At 59.0% G+C, this 21,082-nt stretch carries 26 protein-coding genes; 7 read left to right on the top strand and 19 right to left on the bottom strand.

The features are described 5' to 3' along the window. Positions 1-109 precede the first annotated feature (109 nt). Positions 110-1,237, top strand: a complete 1,128-nt coding sequence (locus tag ACN9MW_RS28710; protein WP_426165332.1) for an alpha/beta fold hydrolase — start codon at positions 110-112, stop codon at positions 1,235-1,237. On the opposite strand, the gene ACN9MW_RS28705 is transcribed toward ACN9MW_RS28710, so the two are convergent. After that, complete coding sequence (locus tag ACN9MW_RS28705) at positions 1,215-1,685, bottom strand: group II truncated hemoglobin (RefSeq protein ID WP_426165330.1); 471 nt, start codon at positions 1,683-1,685, stop codon at positions 1,215-1,217. The genes ACN9MW_RS28710 and ACN9MW_RS28705 overlap by 23 nt on opposite strands. 96 nt (positions 1,686-1,781) lie before the next feature. Here ACN9MW_RS28705 and ACN9MW_RS28700 point away from each other — a divergent pair, with 96 nt between their 5' ends. From ACN9MW_RS28700 to ACN9MW_RS28690, 3 genes are read left to right on the top strand one after another with little or no spacing between them, the layout of a single operon-like run. Further along, positions 1,782-3,218, top strand: coding sequence for a hypothetical protein (locus tag ACN9MW_RS28700; RefSeq protein ID WP_426165328.1), 1,437 nt, complete (start codon positions 1,782-1,784; stop codon positions 3,216-3,218). Then, positions 3,218-3,766 carry a hypothetical protein gene (locus ACN9MW_RS28695; protein WP_426165326.1) on the top strand — a complete coding sequence of 183 codons (549 nt, stop codon included), beginning with the start codon at positions 3,218-3,220 and terminating at the stop codon, positions 3,764-3,766. Before ACN9MW_RS28700 ends, ACN9MW_RS28695 begins: the two co-directional genes overlap by 1 nt. An 11-nt stretch (positions 3,767-3,777) precedes the next feature. Next, positions 3,778-4,212: a hypothetical protein gene (locus tag ACN9MW_RS28690; RefSeq protein WP_426165324.1), complete on the top strand. Its 435-nt coding sequence runs from the start codon at positions 3,778-3,780 to the stop codon at positions 4,210-4,212. A gap of 86 nt (positions 4,213-4,298) precedes the next feature. On the opposite strand, the gene ACN9MW_RS28685 is transcribed toward ACN9MW_RS28690, so the two are convergent. Together ACN9MW_RS28685 and ACN9MW_RS28680 are read right to left on the bottom strand one after the other, a co-directional pair. Continuing rightward, a complete protein-coding gene (locus ACN9MW_RS28685) occupies positions 4,299-5,477 on the bottom strand; it encodes an acyl-CoA dehydrogenase (RefSeq protein ID WP_426165322.1) in 1,179 nt (392 codons plus the stop codon). Between the two features lie 36 nt (positions 5,478-5,513). Then, positions 5,514-6,020, bottom strand: a complete 507-nt coding sequence (locus tag ACN9MW_RS28680) for a flavin reductase family protein (protein ID WP_426165320.1) — start codon at positions 6,018-6,020, stop codon at positions 5,514-5,516. Between the two features lie 151 nt (positions 6,021-6,171). Here ACN9MW_RS28680 and msrA point away from each other — a divergent pair, with 151 nt between their 5' ends. After that, positions 6,172-6,696 (top strand): peptide-methionine (S)-S-oxide reductase MsrA, encoded by a 525-nt coding sequence (msrA, locus tag ACN9MW_RS28675; protein ID WP_426165318.1) that lies wholly within the window; start codon positions 6,172-6,174, stop codon positions 6,694-6,696. Between the two features lie 84 nt (positions 6,697-6,780). On the opposite strand, the gene ACN9MW_RS28670 is transcribed toward msrA, so the two are convergent. The 5 genes from ACN9MW_RS28670 to ACN9MW_RS28650 are packed head-to-tail and all read right to left on the bottom strand — an operon-like array spanning position 6,781 to position 9,164. Then, positions 6,781-7,185, bottom strand: a complete 405-nt coding sequence (locus ACN9MW_RS28670) for a cupin domain-containing protein (RefSeq protein WP_426165316.1) — start codon at positions 7,183-7,185, stop codon at positions 6,781-6,783. A 21-nt stretch (positions 7,186-7,206) separates the two neighbouring features. Then, positions 7,207-7,653, bottom strand: coding sequence for a hypothetical protein (locus ACN9MW_RS28665; protein ID WP_426165314.1), 447 nt, complete (start codon positions 7,651-7,653; stop codon positions 7,207-7,209). Beyond that, a complete protein-coding gene (locus tag ACN9MW_RS28660; protein ID WP_426165313.1) occupies positions 7,650-8,081 on the bottom strand; it encodes an HD domain-containing protein in 432 nt (143 codons plus the stop codon). Before ACN9MW_RS28660 ends, ACN9MW_RS28665 begins: the two co-directional genes overlap by 4 nt. Before the next feature lie 14 nt (positions 8,082-8,095). Continuing rightward, positions 8,096-8,419 carry a hypothetical protein gene (locus ACN9MW_RS28655; protein ID WP_426165311.1) on the bottom strand — a complete coding sequence of 108 codons (324 nt, stop codon included), beginning with the start codon at positions 8,417-8,419 and terminating at the stop codon, positions 8,096-8,098. Between the two features lie 4 nt (positions 8,420-8,423). Then, positions 8,424-9,164 (bottom strand): NUDIX hydrolase, encoded by a 741-nt coding sequence (locus ACN9MW_RS28650; RefSeq protein WP_426165309.1) that lies wholly within the window; start codon positions 9,162-9,164, stop codon positions 8,424-8,426. A 99-nt stretch (positions 9,165-9,263) separates the two neighbouring features. On the opposite strand from ACN9MW_RS28650, the gene ACN9MW_RS28645 reads away from it, so the two are divergent. Then, positions 9,264-9,812, top strand: coding sequence for a prolyl hydroxylase family protein (locus ACN9MW_RS28645; RefSeq protein WP_426165307.1), 549 nt, complete (start codon positions 9,264-9,266; stop codon positions 9,810-9,812). A 6-nt stretch (positions 9,813-9,818) separates the two neighbouring features. On the opposite strand, the gene ACN9MW_RS28640 is transcribed toward ACN9MW_RS28645, so the two are convergent. The 11 genes from ACN9MW_RS28640 to pdxH form a co-directional block, all read right to left on the bottom strand. Further along, positions 9,819-10,463 (bottom strand): hypothetical protein, encoded by a 645-nt coding sequence (locus ACN9MW_RS28640; protein ID WP_426165305.1) that lies wholly within the window; start codon positions 10,461-10,463, stop codon positions 9,819-9,821. 23 nt (positions 10,464-10,486) lie between these two features. Next, positions 10,487-11,047, bottom strand: coding sequence for an exonuclease (locus tag ACN9MW_RS28635; RefSeq protein WP_426172326.1), 561 nt, complete (start codon positions 11,045-11,047; stop codon positions 10,487-10,489). Next, entirely contained in the window at positions 11,022-11,393 is a 372-nt protein-coding gene (locus ACN9MW_RS28630; RefSeq protein WP_426165303.1) for a hypothetical protein, read from the bottom strand. The genes ACN9MW_RS28635 and ACN9MW_RS28630 overlap by 26 nt, the downstream gene beginning before the upstream one ends. A gap of 108 nt (positions 11,394-11,501) precedes the next feature. Beyond that, positions 11,502-11,807: a hypothetical protein gene (locus tag ACN9MW_RS28625; RefSeq protein WP_426165301.1), complete on the bottom strand. Its 306-nt coding sequence runs from the start codon at positions 11,805-11,807 to the stop codon at positions 11,502-11,504. Positions 11,808-11,952: 145 nt separating this feature from the next. Further along, positions 11,953-12,471, bottom strand: coding sequence for a hypothetical protein (locus ACN9MW_RS28620; RefSeq protein WP_426165299.1), 519 nt, complete (start codon positions 12,469-12,471; stop codon positions 11,953-11,955). Between the two features lie 156 nt (positions 12,472-12,627). Further along, positions 12,628-14,844 carry a catalase/peroxidase HPI gene (gene katG / locus ACN9MW_RS28615; RefSeq protein WP_426165297.1) on the bottom strand — a complete coding sequence of 739 codons (2,217 nt, stop codon included), beginning with the start codon at positions 14,842-14,844 and terminating at the stop codon, positions 12,628-12,630. A 97-nt stretch (positions 14,845-14,941) separates the two neighbouring features. Then, the gene (locus tag ACN9MW_RS28610; protein ID WP_426165295.1) at positions 14,942-15,472 is read right to left on the bottom strand and encodes a GNAT family N-acetyltransferase; all 531 of its coding nucleotides are present in this window, start codon (positions 15,470-15,472) and stop codon (positions 14,942-14,944) included. Beyond that, positions 15,469-16,308, bottom strand: a complete 840-nt coding sequence (locus ACN9MW_RS28605; RefSeq protein WP_426165293.1) for an ADP-ribosylglycohydrolase family protein — start codon at positions 16,306-16,308, stop codon at positions 15,469-15,471. Before ACN9MW_RS28605 ends, ACN9MW_RS28610 begins: the two co-directional genes overlap by 4 nt. A gap of 511 nt (positions 16,309-16,819) precedes the next feature. Then, the gene (locus tag ACN9MW_RS28600) at positions 16,820-17,335 is read right to left on the bottom strand and encodes a DUF4303 domain-containing protein (RefSeq protein ID WP_426165291.1); all 516 of its coding nucleotides are present in this window, start codon (positions 17,333-17,335) and stop codon (positions 16,820-16,822) included. Between the two features lie 352 nt (positions 17,336-17,687). Beyond that, positions 17,688-18,896, bottom strand: a complete 1,209-nt coding sequence (locus ACN9MW_RS28595) for a class I SAM-dependent methyltransferase (RefSeq protein WP_426165289.1) — start codon at positions 18,894-18,896, stop codon at positions 17,688-17,690. A gap of 30 nt (positions 18,897-18,926) precedes the next feature. Beyond that, positions 18,927-20,111 carry a pyridoxamine 5'-phosphate oxidase gene (pdxH, locus tag ACN9MW_RS28590; protein WP_426165287.1) on the bottom strand — a complete coding sequence of 395 codons (1,185 nt, stop codon included), beginning with the start codon at positions 20,109-20,111 and terminating at the stop codon, positions 18,927-18,929. Between the two features lie 63 nt (positions 20,112-20,174). On the opposite strand from pdxH, the gene tcdA reads away from it, so the two are divergent. After that, positions 20,175-21,068, top strand: coding sequence for a tRNA cyclic N6-threonylcarbamoyladenosine(37) synthase TcdA (tcdA, locus tag ACN9MW_RS28585; RefSeq protein ID WP_426165285.1), 894 nt, complete (start codon positions 20,175-20,177; stop codon positions 21,066-21,068). Positions 21,069-21,082: the final 14 nt, after the last annotated feature.

Below are 21,082 nucleotides of genomic sequence, written 5' to 3'. Positions count from 1 at the left end.
CAAGCCGCCGCAAGGCGGCTTTTTTTTCGTCCCTGCGGCAAGCGGGGACGCAAAAATTGCACTATTATCATCGCGCATTTCGCAAATCCATTTGTCGAAAGGAACCCGCATGAAAACAGTCTGGCTGGGCTTTGCTGCCCTGTGTCTCAGTACAGCCGCCGTGGCGCAGAGTTGCGCCGAATCGCCGCCCTGCTTGCGCGCCCGCGCCGCCGTGGAAGACCTGACCCGCATTGTCGCGCCGGAAGGCGTGCAGGAAACCTACAAGACCCAAATCGGCGGCATCGACCAGTGGATCAATGTGCGCGGCCAGGACAAAGCCAACCCGATGATCCTGTTCGTGCACGGTGGTCCGGCGTCTCCCGCCATGCCGACGACCTGGCAATGGCAGCGCCCCATCGAGGAGTATTTCACCGTCGCGCACTACGACCAGCGTGCCGTCGGCAAGACCCTGCGTGCCAACGACAAGGATGCGGTGGCCGGCACCTTGCGCATCGACCGCTTCGTCGACGATGCGATCGAAGTGGCGGAGCACCTGCGCGCCAAGTACAAGAAGGACAAGCTGATCATCGTCGGCCATAGCTGGGGCACCGTGGTTTCCACGCGCGCCGTGCTGAAGCGGCCGGACCTGTTCCATGCCTACGTCGGCATCGGCCAGATCGCCAACATGCGCGAGAACGAACGGATCAGCTATGACTTCGGTATCGAGCAGGCCAGAAAGCACAACAACGCCGAAGCGCTGAAGGAAATGGAATCCATCGCGCCGTATCCCGGCAACGAGCCGATTACGCGCGAGCGCATCATCATTGCCCGCAAGTGGCCGCAGTATTACGGTGGCTTGAGCGCATACAAGAGCGATTCGGTGTATTACTTCCGTGCGCCGATGCTGTCGCCCGAGTACGACCAGGCCGATTGGGAGGCGATCGGCGAAGGCAGCCAGATGACGCTCGGCACCGTGCTGAAAGAGTGGACGGAGGTGGATTTTTCCACCATCAGGAAGTTCCCGATTCCGGTGGTGATGTTCCTCGGCCGGCATGACTACACCACGCCGACCGAGCCGGTGGTGAAATGGATGGCGCAGCTCAAGGCGCCGTACAAGCAAAGCGTCTGGTTCGAACATTCAGCCCACATGATGCCGTGGGAAGAACCGGGCAAGACGCTGGCCAGCCTGCTCACTTACGTGCGCCCGCTGGCGCTGAAGGAGGGCAAGCGCAGTACTAAGGGTTATACGGTCCCTTGACTTCGCCCCAGCCCCACTTCGGCATCGGCTGGTCGGCATCGACCGTCGCACCGGGCTGGGAGTTGATGACGGCCAGCCGCGATCCCCATTCCAGGTAGCCCACCAGGGCCGAGCGGAATTCAGGATCATCCGGCATCGACAGTTCATCGGCGGTCTCCAGCAGCAGCGCCACCCAGCGGCGGCGCTGTTCCTGCGATAAGTGGCGGTTGAGGTGTTGCCGGATCATGTGTGCGTGGCCGCCATGTGCTTCGGAATATGCTGTGGGGCCGCCCATCACTTCGCCGAGGAAGGCCGCGACGTGTGCGGGATGATGGTCGCCCATATGGGTAAAGACTGGGCCGAGTAGTGCATCGGCCTTGACGTGCTGGTAGAAACGAGTGGTCAAGCGGTTCAGCGCTTCGGTGCCGCCAACCCAATCGTACAAAGTTGGAACATGATCCTGGGGCATGGTGTCGGTCCTTTAGAGGAGGAGAGTAGCTTGCAATTTCGAACGATATGTTTTGCCGCATTGCTGCCGGCATTTTTCAGCCTCACCGGTTGTGCAGTGTATAGCGAAACTCGGCACAAGCAGGGCGAGGCCGTCAAGGAAGCCTGGAAGTCGGTCGACATCGGCGGCCAGCTTGGCGCCGCGCGTAAGGGGGAGGCAGCGCTGTTGGCCGAACAGCTCAGGACAGAAGAGGCGCTGCAGAAAGCGAGGCGCGATGCCCTGATTCGCTCCATGGTTTTTGAAGGCACTGTGGCAGCGCAATTGAAGGACCCGATCGAGAAGCAGTTGGTGGCGCTGGCCGGTTCGCCGCAAGTTGCTGTCGCCTGGACCGCCGCCCTGAAGAAGGAGGCGAGGGCCAAGAGCAACCTGCATGACGCTGAAATCGAATTCACGCGTGCAGGTGTCGAGATGCCTGCTTGCGGTGTTCTGACGAAGCAGTCGTTTGACGATTGGGCGCAGTCCCATGCTGGCGCGCCGGCATACTTGCGCGCAGCCTGGATGAGTGCCGTTGATGAATGCTCCGGTATCGGGATGACTGCCGGCTCCAGTTTCGAGTTCAGGGCTGGTGCATTGGCGATGACGCAGAAGTCGATTGCCGATGCCCGCGCTGCAATCGGCGGTGCAAAGGCAGCGAGCCTCGAGGCGCGTAACCAGGTTTCCCGGCTATCAAAGGAATATAGCGGTGAGCTGGAAAAGCTCGCTGCCGATCCTTCGCGCGCACAGGACAAATTGAAGTCCATCGCCAGGGAGCTTGGTGAAGCGCTGGCAAAGATCGAGAAGCTGCCGGACCCGGTCTCGCGCCAGTTCGTGTCGGAGCAAAAGGTGAAAGCGCTTGATACGGCTCTGGCTTCGTTGGCGGGAAACGTCGATGGCAAGGGCGAGAGCAGTGCGACCGGTGCTGCCTTGGCCAGCCTTGCTGAATGGTTCGACCAGTCGCGCGTGGCGCTTGCGGATACGAAAAAGCCGCGCCTGGCTGCTGCGCTCTTGCTGCGCAACCTCGAGCAGGCCAAAGCCGATGCCGCCGCCAAGGACGCCCAACTACAGGCAATGGAGTTGCAGTTGCTCGAGTCGAAAATGAACTGGCAACTCGAGCAGCTTCGCTCTCTGAGCTACGGTCATCAAGCCTTGCAGGCAGTGAGCGCAGAGATGGCCGCGATGCAGGTTCGGGCTGCGTTGGCGCCGGTCGAAACGGCGAAAGCCACTTCCGGGAAGGCCTTTGAAGACAAGACCAAGGTCTGGAAGAGTGCGGCCTCCTACCTCGATGCCAACGGGCGCCTGGCGGCGGAAGTGAACAAGACCGATATCCAGCGCAATGCGCTCGACCATGAGCGCGCCATCGCTTATGCGGAGGGGAATATCGCTCAGTGGAACGTGCTGATTTCGTCGACCGTCAACCAGCTCGCGGAATATGGGGATGCGGGTGTGCGCAAGGAAGACATTACAAGCCTGGTGAACTCGATTGCATTGCTGTTCATCGCGAAAGGAGTTCAGTAATGCGTATCCTCTTGATGACTGTAGCGCTGGCGCTGTGCGGATGTTCAACGCCAAAGCCGGCGATGGAGCAGGCACACCACGGCGTCGGCCTGATTGCCCAACTTGAATCCTCGTTGAGCGAATTCCGGCGTGTGGAGAAAAATTCCCTGGATGCCCGCGCCGAGTCCCTGCTCGCCCAGCGCAAGGCAATCGCCTTCATCGATCGCGAAAAGCAGCGCGACTTGCAGGCGCGTGTTGCGGCGGGCGACAAGCTGTCGGCAACGCTGATCGACAACCTGGTTGCAAATACTGAAGGGCTGGCCTTGATCCAGGCCGAATACTCGGATACCAACGCCAGGAACGAAGCAGCAGTTGCGGCCCTGTTGACGCCAATTCCAAACAGCCGCAGCGCTACCGGCACTGCCCAGGCAAGGCTGGCGGAAATGGGTGAGGAACTCGGCTGGGATATCCGGCGCAGCGAACTGCAGGCTTTCATCAAGGCTGTAAAGGACAGCATTGAAGACGGCAAAAAGAAAATTGAAGAAGCAGAAAAGAAAGCCAATGATTAATGGAGGCGAAGATGGCGTCACTCACCGAACAATACATGCTGGACTACTTCGACTCCCTGCGGCGGCTCAAAGCAAAGCAGAATGAATTCGAAGACGCTGCCTCCGACCCTGGCAGCACGGATGGCGCCCGTGCCGCAGCCGCGGCAGCCTATCTCGACATGGCCAATATGATTGCGCGCTTGCGCGAAGCGCATGAAGCGTTCATGCATCGCTTTGGCCCGGTGTCGACTGAATCGCCGACGCAGAAGATCGTGGATGAATCGAGCCGCCTGCACAAGGAGCTCGGCGAGATCATCGCCAAGGCGCAGGGACAAGTCGCGCTGATGCACGCGCTATCAGATTTCGTCGATCGTTGGCAGAAGCTGTCGACGGACGGCAAGAAGGGTGCTGCGAAAGGAAAAGCCACCGCAGCGGCCAATCTCAATTTCCTCACGCAGCCGGTCTAAGCATCAATAAAATGCCCCGCTCGCGGCGGGGCTGGCAGGAAACATTTGTCCACTCGGTTCCTGACCCCGGGTGGACATTTCTTGCTTTATTGGAAGGCCTGGATGCCAGTCATCGCGCGGCCGAGGATCAGGGCGTGGATGTCGTGCGTGCCTTCGTAGGTGTTGACCACTTCCAGGTTCACCATATGGCGGATGATGCCGAATTCATCGGAGATGCCATTACCGCCCAGCATATCGCGCGCTACGCGAGCGATGTCCAGCGACTTGCCGCAGGAGTTGCGCTTCATGATGGAGGTGATTTCGACGGCGGCAGTACCTTCGTCCTTCATGCGGCCCAGGCGCAGGCAGCCTTGCAGGCCGAGGGTGATTTCGGTCTGCATGTCGGCCAGCTTCTTCTGCACCAGCTGGTTCGCCGCCAGTGGACGGCCGAACTGCTTGCGGTCCAGCGTGTACTGGCGGGCGGTATGCCAGCAGGCTTCCGCCGCGCCCAGCGCGCCCCAGGCGATGCCGTAGCGGGCCGAATTCAGGCAGGTGAACGGGCCTTTCAGGCCGCGTACGTCCGGGAAGGCGTTTTCTTCCGGGCAGAACACTTCGTCCATCACGATTTCGCCAGTGATCGAAGCGCGCAGGCCGAACTTGCCGTGGATCGCAGGGGCCGACAGGCCTTTCATGCCTTTTTCCAGCACGAAGCCGCGGATCGCGCCTTCATCGTCCTTCGCCCACACCACGAATACGTCGGCTACCGGCGAGTTGGTGATCCACATCTTGGAGCCGGTCAGCGAGTAGCCGCCTGGCACCTTCTTGGCGCGGGTGATCATCGAGCCTGGATCGGAACCGTGGTTTGGCTCGGTCAGGCCGAAGCAGCCGATCCACTCGCCGGTGGCCAGCTTTGGCAGGTATTTCTGTTTCTGGGCTTCGGTGCCGAATTCATAGATCGGCACCATCACCAGCGAGGACTGCACCGACATCATCGAGCGGTAGCCGGAATCGACACGTTCCACTTCGCGCGCGATCAGGCCGTAAGCCACGTAGTTCAGGCCAGGGCCGCCGTATTGCTCAGGGATGGTAGGGCCCAGCAGGCCCAGTTCGCCCATTTCGCGGAAGATGGAAGTGTCCATCTGCTCGTGGCGGAAGGCTTCCAGGATGCGCGGAGCCAGCTTGTCCTGGCAATAAGCCGCGGCGGCGTCGCGCACCATGCGCTCGTCGTCGGTCAGCTGGTCGTTCAGCAGCAGGGGATCGTCCCAGTGGAATGCGGCTTTGCTCATTATGCTTCCTGTCTCTCTTTGTTTATAAAAAATCAATCATTTCAACAGGTCGCGGAACTTCCCGCCGTGGAAAACCAGCGGTGCGTTTCCTGCAAACTCGCAATGTTCAACCTCGCCCACGAAAATCACGTGGTCGCCCTCCGGGTAGCGGCTGCGGTTGTGGCATTCAAACCACGCCGTGCAGCCCTTCAGGATCGGCTGGCCGGTGCGCGACAGCTCGAATTCGACCGTGCCGAACGGGTCTTCCGTGCGGGTCGAAAACAGCTTGGCCAAATGGGCCTGGTCGGCGCTCAGCACATTGATCACATAGTGCGAGTTACCGCTGAATATGGGCAGGCTGTTGGCGCCGGTGCCCAGGCTCCACAGCACCAATGGCGGGTCGAGCGAGACGGAATTGAAGGAGCTGGCCGTCAAGCCACGGAAACTGCCATCAGCGAGCCGCGTGGTAATCACGGTCACACCCGTGGCAAATTGCGACAGTGCCTGGCGAAAATGCACACTGTCGAATTCGCGCGAGGCGGCGCGTGGGGAGCTGGTATTCATGCGGGACCTGTTTGTTTCAAAGAGATTATGCCAAAGAACGATAGTCTAACCTTTGGCGAAAGCGACGGGGATTTTAGCTAAGGCGGCACTTTTTGAGCAGTGCGCGCCGATTTGCGCTACAGTAATACTTCCGGTACGTGAGGAGGGCGATATGGCTGAAGTAGCAATCCTGGGCGGTGGATGTTTCTGGTGCACCGAGGCGGTGTACCTGGAGGCGAAAGGTGTCACCAAGGTCGAATCGGGATACATGGGCGGCGCGCAGCCGAATCCCACGTATGAACAGGTGTGTACCGGTGAAACCGGTCACGCCGAAGTGGTGCGGCTGGAATTCGACCCGGCCCAAGTCAGCTACCGCGACCTGCTGGTCATCTTCTTTACCATTCACGACCCGACTACCCTGAATCGCCAGGGCAATGACGTTGGCACCCAGTACCGCTCCGTGATCTTCTACGAAACTCCTGAGCAGGAAGCCACTGCGCGGCAGGTGATCGCCGAGATGGCCCATGTCTGGGACGCGCCGATCGTCACCGAACTGGCGCCGTCCGCGCCGTTCTACAAGGCCGAGGACTACCACCAGAACTACTTCGCCCAGCATCCGCTGCAAGGCTATTGCGCCTTCGTGGTGGCGCCCAAGGTGGCCAAGTTCCGTAAGATGTACGCCGAGAAGCTCAAGTAGCCAGCCGGCGTCCGCCCGGCACCGTCAGGCTCGCAGCGATTTCACTCGGCGCATATCTCGGGCTGAACTATGCTATGGCCATCATCAAACCCTTGGACGGTGGCTTGTACCCTCGCCGGGAGTAATGAACAGGACCTTGGCCTGGCGCGCGATGTTCGCCGTGTGCCAGGTGCCGCGTGGGACGATGAGGAATTGACCGGGCTGGTCTAACTCAACCTTGCGTTCGCCGCCATCCACTTCCAGCACGAATTGGATGGCGCCAGAAATCAGGGCGACAACTTCTTCGCCGGCCGGGTGCTGCTCCCAGCTTGCCCAGTCCTCGCTGAAGTCATAAGTCGATACCAGCCGCCCCGGCCCGAGGTGGGCGAATGCGCCCGAAGTCAGGTCTTGCCAGAACGATTCGTTGACTTCAAGTGGCACCGAAGTTCCATCAGGGCCAAGGTGCAGGTAAGTTTCGACGGTATTGAATGGTCCAACAGCAGTCTTCATGGCGGAAACTCCTTCAGCAAATCACATTCCCGAGATCGCCCCGCAATAGAGGGCAGTCCTGCAAACAATGAACTGCGCGATACAGAAACCTGCGGAACATGCGGCGAAGGTCGCGGCAAAAGCGCTGGCAGGCTTCAAGCCACGGCGCCGCGCGAGCACTGCAACAGCGACTGCCGCCAGCGCAAGGCCGGGCAGTGAGAACAAATGGCCGAGTCCAAGCAATCCCTCTGGTCGCGGCAGCGAGGCTTGCCATGCCCAGTAGCCGAGGAGGGTCACAGTCAAGGCAGTCGTAGCGCCCAAAGTAGACAAAGGAGGTGCTTTGCCAATCTGGATCAGGCCGATCACGCCGCCCCAGGCCAGCAGGTAATACCATGGACCCAGATAGGCTGGATCACCGAAGATGAAAACTGCCGTGAGCAGTACTGCTCCGAGGCCAAGGGCAAGTGCGATGTCCAGCGTGCGTGTCAATTTGAATCCGAATTCAGTAAGAGGGCGCGAACCTGTTTGTATTCCTCAACCCGCGCGAAGTCTTTCTCGGTCGGGTTGGCGATGCGGCTCAGGTCCATGTTTTCCGCATTGTCGGCGAGCTTGACGACGCGTGCAATCGGATTCAATGCTGCGCGTGCCGCGGCCTGCATCCTGGTTTCGCCGGAGCGCTTGGTAAGCGCCTCAATGGCTTCGACTACTTCAGCTGGAAAGCCGGCCTCTGTCAACTGCGCCAATGTAACCGGCGTGTCTTCCACCACGTCATGCAGCACCGCTGCCATGCGCTCGTCATTGGTAGAGACGCGAAGCATTACCCGCAGTGGATGCAGGATATAGGGCTGGCCGGCCTTGTCGACCTGGCCGGCATGGGCTGCAGCTGCAATTTCGACGGCTCGCTCAAGGGTAGACATTGCGGCTCCTACTGCTATCTGAGGATGAAGAGGATGACGAATCCCAACGTCAGAATGAACGGCGACACGAACAGCCAAAGTTCAAGCTTCCGCAGCGTCGACCTGGGCGATTCCTGGCGCCGGAACGATGCGATGTTGAGCACAGCACCCAGAATAATTGCCACGACGAGTGCGCACATCAGCGCCATCGCCTCGCCCAGGCCTTGTCCGACGCAAGACATGCTTGGACAGGCTTGTCCCCTGGGACGAAAATTGTCCCAAACAAGCGCGGCGATTACAAGGAAGATCGGGACATACGAGAGTGGGCGCAGATAGCGTACCACGCGAGGCTTCAACATAGGCTCAACCTCCAGCGCTCATTACGCGATTGAAGTAGACCGTTGGATGGCCGGCGCGAAGGCGGTACAACTGGGCCGGCCGGTTGCTGCCGTGGCGCTGCTTGCCTGGAATCTCTTCGAGGAAATCGCCCTCCTTGATCCGCTTGCGGAATGCGCTCTTCTCCACCGCGCGCCCCAGGATGGTTTCGTACACGCGCTGCAGGTCCGACAAGGTGAATTCGGGCGCCAGCAAATGCACGGGGATCGACGTGTACTCGACCTTGTTGCGCACGCGCTGCAGGGCCACGTCGAGGATCGTTGCGTGGTCGAACGCCAGCGCATCTTTCGCCGTCAAGCCATCCACCGGATGCCAACTGGCCGCGTCGCTGCCGGAACCATGGTGCAGCTCCACGCCGTCCGATCCGATCAAGGCGAAGTAGGCGAAGGTCGCGGACCAGCCGCGCGGATCGCGCGTAGCGCTGCCGAAGCCTTGCAGTTGTTCGAGGTAGGGCGCCTCGACGCCCGTCTTCTCGCGTAGCTTGCGCAGCGCCGTGGCATCAAGGTCGGCGTCGCGGTGAACGTCGATGAAGCCGCCAGGCAGCGCCCAGCGTCCCTTGTGCGGGTGTTCGCCTCGGCGTACCAGCAGGACGTGCAGCGCATTTTCTCGAATCGTGAGAATGACCAGGTCGACGCTGGTCAGGGGCACGTCGAAGTCATGAATATTGTATTTCCGCAGAAATTCCTGCTCAGTCTCGCGGCTGCTCATTGATGTCCTCGCTCATAGGCGGCCATTTTAATCCCCTTAGTGTCAAAAGAAAATAACTTAGTGTATTATTTGCACTAACAAAGAAAATAAGGCGACATCATGAAAGCAGAACAACTGGGTCTTGGCGTCTTCACGGTAAATCAATTCCTCGATGAAGCCGAATGTCAGCACTACATCGCAATGGGCGAGCAGATGGGCTACCAGCCCTCTGAAGTCAATCTCCCTATGGGATCGGTTCGGCGCACGGACATTCGCAACAACGACCGGGTGATCTTCGACGATCCATGCCTGGCCGAGTTGCTATTCACGCGTGCCGCGCCGTTGCTCCCAGCGACCATGGGTGAGTGGCGCCTGAGCGGCCTGAACGAACGTTTTCGTTTTTATCGGTACGGACGCGGTGAGTACTTCAAATGGCACAAGGATGGCTCGTTCGAGAAGTCGCCGGACGAGGTGAGCCTGCTCACGTTCCTGATCTACCTGAATGCCGGCTTCGAAGGCGGCGACACCCAGTTCAGGTGGGAGACCGTGCGCCCGCAGGAAGGCATGCTGCTGGTCTTCCCGCACAATCAGTCACACCAAGGAGCAGAGATCAGCGCGGGCACCAAATACGTGTTGAGGTCTGACGTCATGTATGAAAGGACCAGCTAAATCGTCTTAGCCTTCATGCTGCTTGCGAAGAGCCTCGAAGAGTTGAGCCGACTCCTCCTGGCTTCCCAGCACCAGTGTGCGCACAAGGTCCTTTGGTCGAGGTACTGCTTCGAGCGGGATCCGTAAGCCCGCATAACTCGCGGCATCGGCAAGGGCATTGCGAATTGTGGCGCCACTGATCGCGCCATGGGATTGTTTGATTACCTCTGTGACAAAGCAGGTGTAGCTCTCGTCTTCGCTAACGTTTTGCTCCTGGTTCAGTTTGCCTTCACGATCTACGCGCAGGACTGTATGGGCCTGCATTCCATCCATGATGACGGTACGCGAGGGGCGTTCCTGCTTGTCGGCCAATTTCAACAAGGACAACAAACGAACGAACTGCTGCTCGGTGATGGCCCCGGCCTCCTGTTCCACCTGCGTCAACTGTGGCAGGGGCCAATCCTGAAGCCAGATTTGGGACAGCGCTGCGACCACGGAGACCGACACGTTTCCTGCCTTGCTCAGCACAGAAATGCAGACCTCTCGGTGGAAGGATGGCTTTAATAGGACGCGAACGCACTCATCGGATTCAGCAAGTTGCCAATCGTTCGCAAAGCCGCCCAGCCCAAGCGCGCGGCAGATATTTTCGGATGTGTAGTTAGCGGAAAGCATGAGCTTTTGTAAGCCGCCGTGCACTATCGTGATTGGCGCAGGTTGGACTTCAACATATTACAGAACAGCGCTCCTTGCTCAATTGCGTCGTCCAATGCCACGTGTGTGTGCGGCAGCTTGTCGAACCATTCCTTTGGCATGTTGCGTTTTGTGCTCTCGCGATATCCGGTCTTGAGGACCGCCATCGCATAAGTCTTCATGTCCAGGGCCGAATGGCTGAAAGGACTTTCGCCGACGAAACGCATGAGGTACCAGTAGACAAAGAGAAAATCGAAGCCTGCCGGATATGCCACGAATACCGGCTTGCCCTTGAGCCCTTTAATCCACTCCACGTAGGCGAGCATTGCAGTCATTGGAGGCTGCAGGTCCTTTCTGCAGGCCGCCCATGCGTCCGGCTGCGTTGCCCACCATTTTGCGGTTTCTGGGTGTGGCGCCGCGCCCTCCAATGTCTCAAGGTTGGCGGAGAAGGTCGATACGAGTTTCTTATCCGCAGTGTATGCAGCGGATCCGAAGCTGAGCATCGAGTGGGGGCCAGGAATCGGTCCGTCGGTTTCGACGTCAGTACTGATGTAAATTTCGTTCATTGCCATTGGCAGGGACTTCCTGCGGAATGTGAGTGCGTTGTGCTTTTTGTGCTGCGAAGAACTTTCGAACTGAAGGCGAGAGGCATACAACATACAGCGAGAAACTATACGAGGCAAGCAGTGCCCACAAGACCCATGACTGCAGCGAAGCCGCTGCAACGGCGCCGTAGATTGTCGCGACAAGAAGCAGCACGCCGGTAACCACGCGCGCCCTCACGAAGCCCCTGTAAAGATAGGACAGCAAGACAAGCGTTAGCGTTAAGCGGATCGAAACAGGTAACGCGCGCTGAACGTTGCCGTGAAAAAGCTGGCCAAGCAGCAGCACGATGTCGAGGCCGTTCAACATTAGAAATATCGTCAGCAGCAACAACTGCCCTCGCTTTACTTCTCTCAAGTCGGGCTTTCCAGTGGTGGCACGGCGATTGTGCGTGCCTCGTCGTTTGGTCTGCAGGGGTCAAGCACGGTAGAGTCGCAGGAACTTGAACATCTTTGGCCATTCAGAGCGCGGCTTGAAAACGATGGCGACTTCCTGGTTGCCAAGGGCAGATTCGGTGAGGACAACGTGGTCCGGAACGAGCTTGCCGTTCTCGAACTCCTTTGGATTGGCTTTGCAGACGGCCTTGAAGAACGGACCAGAAAGCCACTCCTTCACTTCGGGAGAGTCTTGAAACTTCAGATAGCCCGCGAGTGATGCGTGCGCAACTGCCACCATGGCAAAGCCAAGCGGAATGTCGTCTCGAACAAGAATATACATCTTCATGTTGATCTTTCAGATAACGCGTTGCTCATCACGGCTTCAGCGCGCAGTAGGCATCGAGATTGGCTGAGGGCTCCGTCCCGTGTTGAAGTTCAATTGCGCGGTACATTCCGCTAGAGCCGAAGCCTATCCAGCGCTTGCTCAAGGATCAAAGTCTCGCTTCAATAGCAGCTGCGAAGGCTTCAACGGTTGGCGAAGGTCCATCGCCAAAGTTCTTGTGGCCTTCATTATCCCATTCGCAGAAGACGGTCCTGGTCGAGTCGTCCAGGTTCACGCCGTGCTCAAGGGTGAAATAGCGGAAGCCTCCTTTGCTTTCCGACGCCTCGTCTTTGGGGAAGTCGGTGAGGACAACTGCAACCATGTGGGCCTCTGCCGCCGCTATTGGAGCCGGCATCTTCAGCAGAACGGTTGGCGAATCCTGAATCCGGAAGGTGCTTACTACCAACTGACGCGCGTCGAAGTCGGTGATTGGCCTGCCAACCTGCTTCGCAGTCATTTCCCACAGCCATCCGACGAAATGTTCCTGCTCGGGCGAAGCGACCAAAGCAAAAAAGCGCAACGGATCTTGTGAGCAAACTTCTCTCACCAGGATGTGGGCAAAGACGTAGTGATGCTCCCTGGGTTCGGCGGGAGTGGCTGTGGGTTTCTTGTTGCGGTTCCAGAACATTGATTCACGCTCAAATTAACTTTTTTGCAAATGGTAGCATGCCGCTTATGCACTGGTCACCTCGGCGTTTCCGGCGTGCTGTTCGGCAGGCCAGTAAGCAGGCGGAGGATGCCTGCGGGGAGCTCTGTTCAATCACTCCCCACAGGGCTGCGGTCTTTAATCGAAGCGGTCCAGGTTCATGACCTTGTTCCAGGCGGCCACGAAGTCCCTGACGAATTTTTCACGACTATCGTTTGCAGCATAGACTTCGGCCACAGCGCGCAGTTCCGAATTCGAACCGAACACCAGGTCCACCGGTGTCGCCTTCCATTTCAGTTCACCGCTACTGCGGTCGCGGCCCTCGTACAGGCCGTCCACGCCGGGCGCCTTGTTCCATTTGGTGTCCATGGCCAGCAGGTTGACGAAGAAGTCGTTGTTCAGGGTACCCGGCTTGCTGGTCAGCACTCCATTGGCCGAGTGGCCATAGTTTGCATCGAGGGCGCGCAGGCCGCCTATCAGCACCGTCATTTCAGGCACCGTCAGGTTGAGCAGGTTGGCTTTTTCTACCAGTGCTTCTGCGGGCGACAGCTTGCTCTCGCTGTCATAGTAGTTGCGGAAGCCATCGGCTTTCGGCTCCAGCACGGCGAAGGATTTGACATCGGTCTGCGCCTGGGTCACGTCGGCGCGGCCCGGCTTGAACGGGACTTGCACGGCATGGCCGCCCGCTTTCGCTGCCTTCTCGATTGCCGCATTGCCACCGAGGACAATCAGGTCGGCCAGCGAGACTTTCTTGCCGCCTTTCTGGGCCTTGTTGAAATCGGCCTGGATGGTTTCAAGCTTGGCCAGCACCTTGGCCAGTTGCTCAGGTTCGTTCACCGCCCAATCCTTCTGCGGCGCGAGACGGATGCGGGCGCCGTTGATGCCGCCCCGCTTGTCGCTGCCGCGGTAGCTGGCAGCGGCGGCCCACGCCGTCTTGACCAGATCCTGCGTGCTCAGGCCGGACGACAGGATTTTCTCCTTCAGCTGTGCCGCATCCTGGCTGCCGATGGCGGCATAGCTTGGCGCGGGAATCGGGTCTTGCCACAGGAAAGCCTGCTTCGGTACGTCGGCGCCAATGTAGCGGGCGCTTGGGCCCATGTCGCGGTGGGTCAGCTTGAACCATGCCCGGGCGAAGGCGTCGGCAAACAGCTTCGGATCTTGCTGGAAGCGTTTGGCGATCTTGCGGAACTCGGGGTCTTCCTTCAGCGACAAGTCGGTGGTGAACATGATCGGGGCGTGGCGCTTGCCGGCGATGTGTGCATCCGGCGTCAGGTTCGCTGCATCCGGCGTGCTTGGCACCCACTGCGTGGCGCCGGCGGGGCTCTTGCTTTGCACCCAGTCGAAGGCAAACAGGTTGTCCAGGTATTGCGTGGTGAATGCAATAGGGTTCGAGGTCCAGGAGCCTTCCAGTCCGCTGGTCACCGAATCCTCGGCATTACCCTTGCCGCATTTGTTCTGCCAGCCTAACCCTTGCTGCTCCAGCGCGGCGCCAGCAGGATCTGCGCCCACGCATTCTTCGGGCTTGTGCGCGCCATGCGCCTTGCCGAAGGTGTGGCCGCCGGCGATCAGGGCGACGATCTCCTCGTCGTCCATGGCCATGCGGCCGAAAGCCTGGCGAATATCGGCTGCGGCGGCGATCGGATCAGGCTTGCCTTCGGGGCCTTCAGGATTCACGTAGATCAGGCCCATCTGGGTGGCGGCCAGCGCGCCTTTCAGCTCACGCTTGCCGCTGAAGCGGTCGGCGCCCAGCCATTTGTTTTCGGCGCCCCAGAATACCTTGTCGGCTTCCCAGGCATCGGTGCGCCCACCGGCAAAACCGATGGTCTTGAAGCCCATGTTTTCCATCGCCACATTGCCGGCCAGGACCATCAGGTCGGCCCAGGAAATCTTGCGGCCGTATTTCTGTTTGACTGGCCACAGCAAGCGGCGCGCCTTGTCCAGGCTGACGTTGTCGGGCCAGCTATTCAGCGGTTCGAAGCGCTGCTGGCCGCTGGCCGCACCGCCGCGGCCATCGCCTACGCGATAGGTGCCGGCGCTGTGCCATGCCATGCGGATGAAGAATGGACCGTAGTTGCCGTAGTCTGCCGGCCACCAGGGCTGGGAATTGGTCAGGGCTGCGTTGATGTCTTTTTTGACTGCCTTCAGGTCGAGGCTCTGGAATTCTTTGGCGTAGTTGAAGTTTGCGCCGTAGGGATTGGATTCGGGGGAATGCTGGCGTAGCGGTTGGAGGTCCAGTTTCTCGGGCCACCAGTTCTGCCCGCCGGCTACCTTGTCGGCGGCGTAGGCGAGCTGCGGTTCGAAGAGTGGAAGAAGGCCTGCCAGCATGGCCAGCACGGCGAGTTTGCGATTGCTCATCACGGTTTCTCCTTGTTGTTGTCAGGGAAACCTTAGGCTAAAGCAAGAGTATTGATTGATCTAATTGATTGTTTACATGAAACCGATAGTGTAAACGCTATAGCGCGAGCCACATGTGAACTTTTGCCCGAAATCCCATCGCGGTTCGTATTGCCATCGGCTCGATCCCGAAGCTGCGGAAGCCTGCTGCCTCATAGAGGGCGATGGCGGGGGCGTTGCCCTCGGTGGCGGTCAGCGTCACGACTGCCACGCCAGGCCGCTGCCTGGCCTGGTTGAGCGCGATATCCACCAATTGGCGGCCGAGGCCCTTGCCGCGCCATACCTTTTCCACGTACATGCCAATCAAGTGAGCCTTGTGGCGGGTCTTCGGCCGGACTGAGAATTCCACAGCCACCACGCCGATCAGTTGTGCATCGTTGAACGCGCCAAAAGCAATGATGTCCTGGCCGGGGCCGCCGATGCGCTGCTCCCACCAGGACAAGGGCAAGCCAGCGCGTTCTTCCGGCGTAGCCGTGAAAGCATCCGGCTCTTGCTCATAGCCGTGCAACACAAGCGCGCGATATTGCGCCGCATGTTCGGCGCTTAAGGCTTGGACGTGTGGCGATATGTGGTGAGCGGTGGAGTTCATCGCGAGAAATGGGCAGCCAAAGTCGTATCCAGCTGTGCCAAAAAATTTGAACCATACTTCCCGGATTCCAAGCCAAGTCGCAATTGCGATGGAACATCAGGCGTATATTCCTCAGTCAGCGATGCCAACCCCATGGCAATGGCTGCCACGCTATCGACGTCGCCACCAAAATTCACGCAGTCGCGCATCAAGTCGGACATGCGCCTGTTCCTGAGCAATGCGGTACTCATAGCATGCACTGTCTGGATGGCGTCGCATTCGACGTTGCCGGCCCAATCTGTTCTCAACTCGAACCCAGTATCGGTTCGGATCATGCGTGGCAAGTCCTCGAGGGTGGCGCGTCCATGCACCAGATGATGCGCCATCAATGCCACAACTTGTGATGACAGAATACCGTCTGGCGTATCGTGAGTGACCACAGCTTGTTCGCGAGCTGTCGCCAATAGCAGATGCTTGTCTGGGATAAGCCCCAATGGGACCGAACGCATTGCAGCGCCATTGCGGGCACTATTTGGATGGATCTTTTTCCGCAATTCGATGCCGCTGCCACAGTCGTCCAGCAAGCTTTGCAGGCCTTTGGCGTAACCCATTCTGGGATCGCGCTTATAACAGCGAACAAACGCGTCGGCGAAAGCATCGCTGGTCCAGTCAGTGGATGCCAGCAGGACTTCCGCAACTGCCATGCTCATTTGCGTATCGTCGGTATAACGGCCAGGCGCCATCCCGCACTCGTGGGACACATAGGAAGCCAGATTATTGTGGCGCTCAATCTTCTCGCGGCTGCAGAATTCGAAACCTGCGCCATAGGCGTCACCAAAGGCAATTTCCAACAACACGATCACTCTCCCGAAACAAGGCCTTATGCTGCGATTTGGCGGAAAATTCTAGCACGCTGTCATGGCAATGGAATGTTGAGGCTGTGATCGGAAGGTTGCGGCGTGACGCCAAGGATCTTCAGTTGGGCCGGGTGGGGCGGGCACTTGCGTCACATCGGTTTCATTAGACGGACCAGCTTCCCTTGGTAGGCAGCTTCCGAAATTACCTTACTGATTTGCGGTCCCGCAGCTTGGCCCAACACCTCAATTTCGTTGAGATTTTCATCCACCACTACGGCGCGTATTTCACTGGTAAGCCGAGCGGACAACGCGAGCCAACTAGTCACTGGCCCACCATCACCGCAATTCAAACAACGAGTGAAATAGCTGCCACCTTGCACGAATGCTCCAAACTGGTTCGAGCGACAGCGGGGGCAAATGTAAGGAGTATCCATAAGTGATTGCGTATCTCGCTAGTAACTGGCAGCCGAAGCGCGCAGCGTGGAGGCAGGGCGTCGGCTTGAATGCATTGTTAAGTTGACCCCATGGGCGACCCAATTGCTCTCGCATACTCGCTAATGATTTTGGATCTATTGAGTAACTTTGCTGCCTGCATCTCAAGAGCCTGAAGGTGTTCGCTTGGATCGGTGCTGCCCACAACCAGTAGTGTTTCCTCATCAAATATTCCTGCGTCCCGACAGTCCTTCAGGGCCAGTACCAATGCATTGAATCTTTGATCTCTAGCGGAAGACCAAGCGGCATGTTCGATGGATGTTTGATTGGATAGGGTAGCCAAGCGTGAACTTATGGGAGAGAAAAGATCATCGTGCGCGGAATCAGGCCACTCGACAAAGATGAAACCAATGTCAGGGTAGGACAGCTCATTTTCCCGAACCCAGTCGACGGTACACGCGACATGGTAAAGAGTTCTTACATCGTCATCGGTCGCAAGTGCGAATCCAAATAGCGGGCCATCTGTCTTTAGCGTCGCGGCTGATCGACGAACTGCCAACGCTACCGACTTGCGAAGTTCTTCTTGGATGTCCATAAAGTTTAGTGCCGGCTTAACGCGTTAATGCAGGCGCGCCGTAAGCGTCGAAGTGAATCCCGCATAAAGTCGCGGTGCTTGCTCGGATCTGGTTTTTCTTTCCAGTGCCTTGCCATGAGCGCGTACAGATAAACCTAACAACGTGCATAAGACGTCATACTGGCATGTTCAAAATTACAATCATGACGTCTAATAGCGTAAGACGCAACTTCTTGTGCCGGTACACTTGTGAAAATGCTGCGATTAGTTTGCACAAACGGCGGTAGTTTATCGCGGAAAGGCCAAAGAGCAGGAATTGAACGAGTTACAGGGGAACCTGGCCAGCCAACCGAGTGCAACCGGCCAGCCGGGATCAGTGGTCGTCGTAGATGTAGCGCCGCGACCAGGGAAGCGAAGAAGGATGCCGCCCCGCCTTGCCGCACACGATCTGGTAAAGACTGATCCAGTCCTGGTCGAAGGCATAGGCGCAGCCGGCGAGGTAGACGTGCCAGATGCGGAAGCGCTTGTCGCCTGCCAGCTCGCGCACCTTCTCTTCGTGGTCCTCGAAATTCTCGGTCCAGATGGCGCAGGTGCGGGCGTAGTGGCGGCGCAGGTTTTCCACGTCGTAGGCCTCGAGCTGGCCTTGCTGCATGGCTTTCAGTACTTGACCGATGTGGGCCAGCTCGCCGTGCGGGAAGACATACTTCTCGATGAACTCGCCTCCGCCATACGGCGTCTCGCCGTTATCCGGATCGGTCGACGTAATCCCGTGGTTCATCACTAGCCCATCGTCGGCCAGCAGCCTGTTGATAATCCCGAAGTATTCCACAAGGTGCTTGATGCCCACGTGCTCGAACATGCCGACGCTGGTGATGCGGTCGAAGCTGCCTTGCACGTCGCGGTAGTCCTGCAAGCGAATCTCGACCAGGTCCGACAGCCCGGCGGCGCGCACACGCTCCTGCGCCAGCGCATGCTGGTTTTCGCTCAGCGTGATACCGGTGCAGCGCGCGCCGTACTTCTGGGCGGCGCGGATCACCAGTGCGCCCCAGCCGCAGCCGATATCAAGCAGCGTCTGTCCCGGCTGCAGCCGGATCTTGGCCAGGATATGGTCGATCTTCTTGATCTGCGCGGTAGCCAGGTCCTCGTCGCCATTTTCGAAGTAGGCGCAGGAATACACCATGTTCGGATCGAGGAACTGCTGGTAGAACTCGTTGGAGACGTCGTAGTGGTAGCGGATCGCTTCCGCATCGCCTTTGCGGTTGTGGTGGAAGCTGCGCGCGATGCGGGCCAGGCTGCTGCTGTCATTCAGCGAGCTGCGGGCGAGGGCGTTGACCACCTTGATCATGTCGACGGCGCGTCCGGTCACTTCGATGGCGCCTTCGACATAGGCGGTGCCCAGGCTGGAGAGCGAAGGCTTGAGCAGGTAGCGCGCCGCGGCTGGGCTGGGGACGCGGATCGTCACGCGCGGCGCTTCTTGCGAGAAGTCGAAGCTGCGGCCATTCCACAGCTCGATCCTCAGGGGCAGGGCGACTTGCGGGGCAATGCTGCTGATCCAGCTGTTGATGCGGTTTTGTACAAACATGCGCCTGCCCCTTCCCTGTGAAAGGACGGATCAGGGCTGGATGCGTTCCTTTTTCCAGCTACCGTCCTGCAAGTCATAGACTATCCTGTCGTGGAAGCGCGAGGCGCGCCCTTGCCAGAATTCGACGCGGTCCGGGACCAGGCGATAACCGCCCCAGTGCTCGGGCCGTTGCGGCTGCCCGCCGCTGGCCGCCTCGACGGCGGCATAACTCTCTTCCATTGCTTCGCGGCTGGCGATCGGCCGGCTCTGCTGGGAAGCAATGGCCCCCAGCTGGCTCTTCACCGGGCGGCTGTAAAAGTACTTGTCGCTCTCTTCGGCGGAGGTTTTCTCGACCCGGCCTTCGATCCTGACCTGGCGTTCAAGCTCGGGCCAGAAGAACAGGATTGCCGCGTGCGGATTCTCCGCGAGCTGCTGGCCTTTCTGGCTCTGGTAATTGGTGTACCAGGTGAAGCCGCGCTCATCGTATTGCTTGATCAGCACGATGCGCGAACTCGGGCGGCCATTCTTGCCGACCGTGGCCACGCTCATGGCGTTGGGCTCGTTCACCTGCGCCTTCATGGCTTCATTGAACCACTTGGCAAACTGCGCAATCGGGTCGGCCAGGGTGTCGGCTTCCGACAGGCTGGCGCGGCCATAATCCATGCGCAGGTCCGCCAGGGCGATTCCGCCGGCGATGGCCGCCGGCAGGATGCCGCGGCGCTGCTGCATGGCCTCGCCCAGGATGGTCATCTGGGCGGGACTGAGTATCCGTTTGGCCATGGGCGCGATGTGCGCCTCTTCGGTTTCCATATGCGAGGTATAGGCTTGCACGAAGCGTTCTACGTCGGCGGCATTCAAGGCTGCGCTGGAACCGTTGGCAATCTTATCAAGTTGCGAATCGAGTATAGCCCAGTCCTGGTCCATCTGCTTGTGCTGAGCGAGGATCTGCGGGCCCAGCTCGGCCAGCAGGGCCGAATCCTCGCCTTGCGCCGCTGCCGTCAACAGGGGAAAGAGGTCGTTTTCCTCGTCGGCGTGGTGCAGGTGGGCAGCCTTGTTGAAGTACTTTTGCACGGCCTGGGCGGCCTGCTGGGCGGCGGCATCGGCGCCGTGCTGCGGCAGGTGGCTCAGCAGGTTTTGCAAGGTTTGCAATTGCTTGCGGATCTTGTCGTGGCAGTGTTTCAGGACAGCGATCGGCTGGTCATAGCCGGGGGCGGTATCGATCAAGGAGTTACTCATGGTGCAGGTCTGGTGAACTTGGCAAGAGAAAACATTGTAGCCCGGGTCCGGTAAAATGACGGGATGAATTCCCCGCAAATAGTTGATCCAGTTCTGGAAGATATCGATTTTGACCGCCGTTTTGGCGGCATCGCCCGCTTGTATGGCGAAAAAGCGCTCGCACGTTTCCGTGGCGCACATGTCTGCGTCATTGGCGTGGGCGGCGTGGGCTCGTGGATTGTGGAGGCGCTGGCGCGCTCTGCCATTGGCAAGCTGACCCTGATTGACCTCGACAATGTGGCCGAGTCGAATATCAATCGCCAGATCCAGGCCTTGTCCGGCACGATCGGGATGGCCAAGATTACCGCGCTGGCGGAGCGCATTGCCCAGATCAATCCATTCTGCGAAGTGGTGCAGGTGGAGGATTTCATCACGCCGGATAACCTGGATGAGATGGTGGGGGCGCAGCAATTCGACTATGTCGTGGATGCAATTGATTCAGCCAAATCGAAAACGGCGCTGATTCACTATTGCCGCAGCAAGCAGATTCCGCTGATCGTGATCGGCAGTGCGGGAGGACAGACCGATCCGACCCGGATCGAGGTGCGCGATTTGTCCAAGACTGAGCAGGAGCCCTTGCTGAAGAAGGTGCGGCGGCGTTTGCGCAGCCAGTACAACTATCCGCCGAACTCGAAGAACAAGCTGGGGGTGGATGCGGTGTTTTCGATGGAGCCTTTGAAGTTTCCTGAGACGGGGGAGGCTTGCACTGTCGATGGCGATGAGAAGGCGGCGAAGCCGGGACTGACGGGCATTAATTGCGCTGGCTTTGGCTCGGCGATGGTTGTGACCGCGACGTTTGGGATGGTGGCGGCGGGGCATTTGCTGCGCAAACTGGCTGAGCAGGCTGAAACCGGTAAACCGGTGTCTGACCCGCAGGGTCAGACACCTGACTCGCGGCCGCAGCAGCCCGGTGTCTGACCCTGCGGGTCAGA

It is taken from the genome of Pseudoduganella sp. R-34 (genome assembly GCF_049904655.1).
Lineage (GTDB): Bacteria > Pseudomonadota > Gammaproteobacteria > Burkholderiales > Burkholderiaceae_D > Rugamonas.
This window is presented reverse-complemented; position numbering and strand designations above follow the sequence as displayed.